This is a genomic window from Bifidobacterium sp. UTBIF-78 (genome assembly GCF_006408945.1).
Classification (GTDB): Bacteria; Actinomycetota; Actinomycetes; order Actinomycetales; family Bifidobacteriaceae; genus Bifidobacterium; species Bifidobacterium myosotis.
Map to the genome: position 1 here is coordinate 1 of NZ_JFAO01000070.1, position 5151 is coordinate 5151.

Sequence of the window (5151 nt, forward strand, 5' to 3'; positions counted from 1 at the left end):
CCTCACTTTTCGACAACTAGTACGAGGCTTCAAATCTCAGGGCCAGCTATAGTAAGTGTGGACTTGATACTGGAGAGACAGATTTATGGCATTGGATAAGCATATTCGGGCGAAGAGAATACGTCAGTCGTGGTGTGGTGCAGTTGCCGTGTTTGCGATTATCCTTTCCGTATTGATGGGTTTTACGGCTAACGTTGCTGATGCTGAGGAAGCGAGCGTTCCGGAGACCATTCAAGTACGTTCCGATATTCCTTATACAGCTCCTTGGTCTGCAACGCAGACACAGAAGCTTGATTTCTACAGTCCCAGGGCTTGGAATAGCAGTGGGGATGGGCAGGGGCATCCTCTCGTGGTCTTCATTCATGGTGGAGCTTGGGTTCATGGGGACAAATCTATGTCCGATCGAATGCCTCTGGTGAGTATTCTGTTGAAAAGCGGTTATGCCGTTGCTTCCATAGATTACCGTCTGGCGGATGAGTCGCCTTGGCCAGCTCAGATTAACGACTGCAAGTCGGCGATTCGGTTCCTTCGTGCAAACGCTCAGTCGTTGGGCGTGGATGGCAAGAAAATCGCTGTTTTCGGTGAGTCGGCTGGCGCTCATTTGGCGATGCTGATGGATGAAACATATGGTGAGCAATTTGTCGACACGAATGATGGTAACGGTACGGTATCAAGTGATATTCAAGCCGTTATCAGTGATTACGGTATTTCTAATGTGGCAGAGTGGGGCACCTCATCCCACGATGATTCTGCGAGCGCCGCCTATGCGAAGAATTTGCTGCTTGGAGCTGGATATACCAATGAAGAAGCAATGCTGGCGAGTCCTATTGAGTATGTCAACGCGGACGCCAAGCCAATTCTACTGGTGCATGGCAAGAACGATTCAACTGTTGATTACCACCAGACTGTAGCTCTAGAGCGGAGTCTTCGTGCAGTTGGGGCGAAGTCGGTTTATTCATGGTATCCAGATAATGGCCCGCATAGTTCGGTTGATATATTCGTAAAAAATATTGAGGCACAGTTGATGTATCTGGATTTTCTCTCCAATGTGATGCCTAGTGGAGAGACTGCTGACGAGAAGGGGATAGTTTCCGTTACTCGCATGTATAACACTGCTAATGGTGTTCATATGTTTTCGATCAGCAAGAACGAAATTAACGTTCTGGATCAGGATTGGACTGGATGGCGTGATGAAGGTCATGCGTTTTATGTTCGGCAACAGGCTGTTACGGGGAGCCAAAACGTCACCCGTTTGCATAATCCGTTGACAGATGATTACCTGTACACAACTGATGAATCCGAGGTTGCCTCTTTGCGTGTTGCAGGCTGGTATTCTGAAGGAGTTTTCTTCGCACGTCAATCCGGTGGAGTCCCTGTATATCAGTTATATAACCCTAATGCTGGGCAGCATATGCTTGTCACCAGCCAGAAAGAGCTGAATGATTTAATGTCGCAGGGATGGATTGATGAAGGCGTCGCTTTCCATGCATATGAAGCTATCTGAGATATGGTGACTTTGCAACGACAAGATTGACGGATCGTTGATTTGTAGCCGATTCTGTTATCTGTTGTCCCGATTTGCCCATAGTCAGCGGACAGGCACAGGCCACATCCCGTCCGCTGAATCCGAATTTCAGTCTGCGTAACACAATACTGATTCTCATTCTCGGAAGATTCCGAGAATTTACCCAAATATCCCCAAGGTGCCCCATAGGTGTCGTTCAGGCGATAAGCATGATTCCTAGGGTTGGCCTTGTATTACATCAAGAGGGGCGAAAGGACCGATCATGGGGGAGCACAATGGTCTGAAGGCGGTCATCGCCGCCTCCGGCCCGAACGCCTCCTGCGTCGATGGCAAGGACGGCGCCCTACACCGCCAAGGCCGCCGGCTTCAACGGTGACGCGGTCCTCGCCTATCAGCTGGCCGACGTCAGCGGCAAGATCGTCGACCAGTCCGCCTCCAGCACCCCGCTTTCCGGCGTCCGCGTGCAGACCGCAGGAACCACCGAAATCGAGCTGAAGAACGCGAAGGAAGGCTACAAGCTCACCGTCACCGGACGCCAGTCCGGCAAGACCGTGACCGTGACCCTCGGCAAGGGCGACGAGACGCCCTCCACTCCGGAGCAGCCCGAAGTTCCGGAAGATCGCGAGGCCGTCTATCGTGCATTCAACCCGAATGGGACCCGCGGCGGCTCCCACCTCTGCACGACTAACTTTGACGAATACACTAACCTGATCCACGCTGGTTGGATTCGCGAAGGCGAACAGTTCCAGACCACGAACGACACGAAGGCGACTCCGGTCTACCGTCTTTATAACGAGAACGATGGTTCCCACCTCTATACGTTGAAGGAGGACGAGAAGAACGATCTCGTAAAGGCTGGATGGAAGAACGAAGGCGTCGCTTGGCATGTGGCAGCCGATGCTCCGGATACCGTGTATCGCTTGTACAACAAGAATTCCGGCGAGCACCTGCTCACTGTATCCGAGACCGAAGTGAACAATGCGGTCAAAGCTGGATGGAAGGATGAGGGCCTTGCCTTCAAGGCCTACGCAATCAAGAAGTGACCGCTTCATAAGTTAACCATTCGCAGTGGGGTCGTTCGTCGGTATCTCCGACAAACGACCCCACTGTCTTTTCGCGGTGATCGCACAATTTCGGTACTTTGAGCGGGATCGAGGATGACAGGTAACGCCGGGTGACCGGGGTGACCCGCATCCGCGTTCCTCCGTGGCTGGGGCAGTGACACGAATGGATCTACAGCCGGATGCAATATGCGGCGTATAGAAGTCACTGAACAGGCCGCCCTTGTAGCCGAAGTTCCTCGCTGACATGTGGATCGCGTAGATCCTCGCGTTTCCCATTGGTGTGGGAACGAGCAAGGCCGGGGAAGACGCTCGTCGTCCCCATACATCCGCTCGCACGACAAGCTTCGGCCTAGGGCCGGACGCCCGACCCTGCTCTCCAGCCTATGGACATTCCGGGTAAGGTCAGAACCCCGCCCACATGGACCGTTAACCAGCGCACTCAGCGGCGTACGGCCGGCCCCCAACGTGGAATCTGGCATCCCCCATGTTTCCTGTGTCCCTAGAAGAAAGGTTCCTGACTATGACAGGAAACAACAAGGTTTGGCGCGCGCCGCTCGCCGGCCTCGCCTCCGTCGCGATGATCGCGACCATGGGCGTGGCGGCCGCGACCGCAAACGCCACTGGCTTTGAGGATCCGGTCAACACCGACGACAATTCGTTCAGCGTTGCCGTGTACCGCAAGGACACTCCGTACCAGCCGTACTGGACCAGCAAGAACGCGTTCGGTGACGGTCACTACCGTTACGGCGACACGTTCGTTCTGGATGGCTCCAACGGTCTGGCCAACCCATACGCCGACAGCCTGACGGATCACAAGATCTTCAGCGGCTATTCCTATGACTTGGCCGGCACTCAGAAGGTCTCCTCCAAGGGCTTCGCGGTCAAGGGCGACACCAAGCTGTACGCTCAGTACGCCGAGGCCAACACTGTGACCTTCAAGCGCTCCGACGGTGTGCAGTTGGGCCAGATCGAGGTCAAGCAGAACGAGCCGATTAGCGCCGAGGCCTACGCCAAGGCGTTCCCGGCCGAACCCAAGGCTCCGACCAAGGGCTATGTGTTCGCGGGCTGGACGTACACGAACAGCACCACGAAGCAGGACCTGTACACGAATCAGGCCATCACCTCCGACATCACCCTGTACCCGTACTTCGTGAAGGCCGTCGCCCCGCAGGATGAGGAGAACCTCGCCGCTGTGAAGTTCCACAAGAACGGCACTTCCGAGGAGCTGACCAAGTACACGCTGGCCGGCCGTCCGTTCCCGGCGTTCCGTGCCCCTGAGTCCCTCAAGCAGGACCAGTGGCAGGCTCCGCTCGGCACCGAGTACGACTTCACGAAGAACGTCGCAAACAGCACCGTCGACTACGAGCAGATCGACGCCGATCAGGATGGAACCCTCGACGCGTACGTGCCGAAGGCTGATTTCACTGTCTATGGTGTGAAGTTCGCCGATGCCGACGCCAAGGCGTGGACCATCACCTACAAGTTCGGTGCGAACCCGACCAACGACGGCGTTCAGGGCGCTGCCCACTCCTACTACACGGAGCAGGTTCCGGGTGACAAGCCCGTGGAGCAGCCGTCCGACCCGGCCAAGAAGAACGCCGAGTTCATCGGATGGTTCAGCGAGAAGGGCGAGAAGGTCGACTTCTCCAAGAACGTCGCCGATTTGCCGGGTGCCAACGCCAACGATCGCACCGTGACCGTCGAGGCCGGTTGGGATACGAAGAACATCGTCCCGGTTGTGTTCTACTACAACTACCAGAGTAGCCAGGTGACTTGGGCTTTCCCGAAGAACGCGGCTGTTGACGCGAACAACAAGGTGAAGGCGTTCACCGGCAAGGCTCTGAACTACCAGACCGCCAACACCGCGATCGTCCCGCCGACTGGTCTCGAGGACTACTACCAGACCGCCGCCGACGCTGATCCTGCCAACAACACCTACACCACGCGCACGGTGACCGGCTGGTACGCCATTACCGACGACGCTCCGGTCGACACCGTTCCGGCCTCCATCTCCGTATACGCGAAGTGGAGCAACTCCATCGCCCTGCAGCTCAACGCAAACGGCGGCTTCTTCAAGAACGGCACGAACTACGCGTACGCCACCAAGGCCGACGGCCAGAAGTGGCAGGACGTGATCGAGACCCCGACCCGTGATGGCTTCGATTTCAACGGCTGGGTCGCCGCGGACGACGAGTCCCTGACCGCCAACCTCTCTGACGGTTACTACTACAAGTACAATGGCACGGTCAAGACCGAGCATGAGCTCGGTAACTACGGTTCCGGCGTGCTGAAGGCCATGTGGACTCCGTCCGAGAAGAACGACAACGCGGCCGCATTGTCCACCTACCCGCTGAACGGCGCCAACGAGTACAACGGATGGTCGCCTGACTTCCTGAACAAGAAGGCTGACTATGCGCTGTGGGCGAAGTACGCGAAGAGCGAGGCTGGCTGGAAGTCCTACGTGGACTACGTGTACTCCCTGAAGGACGAGTACGTGGCGTACCGTAACCTGTCTGGTCAGGCAAGGATTGACGCGGGCGTGAAGCTTGCTGCTAAGTTGCA

At 56.2% G+C, this 5151-nt stretch carries 3 protein-coding genes; all 3 read left to right on the forward strand.

Features of this window, described 5'->3' with window-relative positions; translation table 11 throughout:
* Positions 1–85: 85 nt before the first annotated feature.
* Positions 86–1504: an alpha/beta hydrolase fold domain-containing protein gene (locus BG22_RS10540; protein ID WP_140495407.1), complete on the forward strand. Its 1419-nt coding sequence runs from the start codon at positions 86–88 to the stop codon at positions 1502–1504.
* 347 nt (positions 1505–1851) lie between these two features.
* On the forward strand, positions 1852–2568 hold the full coding sequence (locus tag BG22_RS10545) for a hypothetical protein (RefSeq protein WP_140495409.1): 717 nt from the start codon (positions 1852–1854) through the stop codon (positions 2566–2568).
* A gap of 541 nt (positions 2569–3109) precedes the next feature.
* Positions 3110–5151, forward strand: a 2042-nt coding sequence (locus BG22_RS10550) for an InlB B-repeat-containing protein (RefSeq protein WP_181163497.1), incomplete at its 3' end; no start/stop codon positions are given.

Bases quoted from the DNA above. Each gene is read 5' to 3' on its own strand.
- BG22_RS10540 (WP_140495407.1), top strand. From the start codon at position 86: ATGGCATTGGATAAGCATATTCGGGCGAAGAGAATACGTCAGTCGTGG.
- BG22_RS10545 (WP_140495409.1), top strand. From the start codon at position 1,852: ATGGCAAGGACGGCGCCCTACACCGCCAAGGCCGCCGGCTTCAACGGT.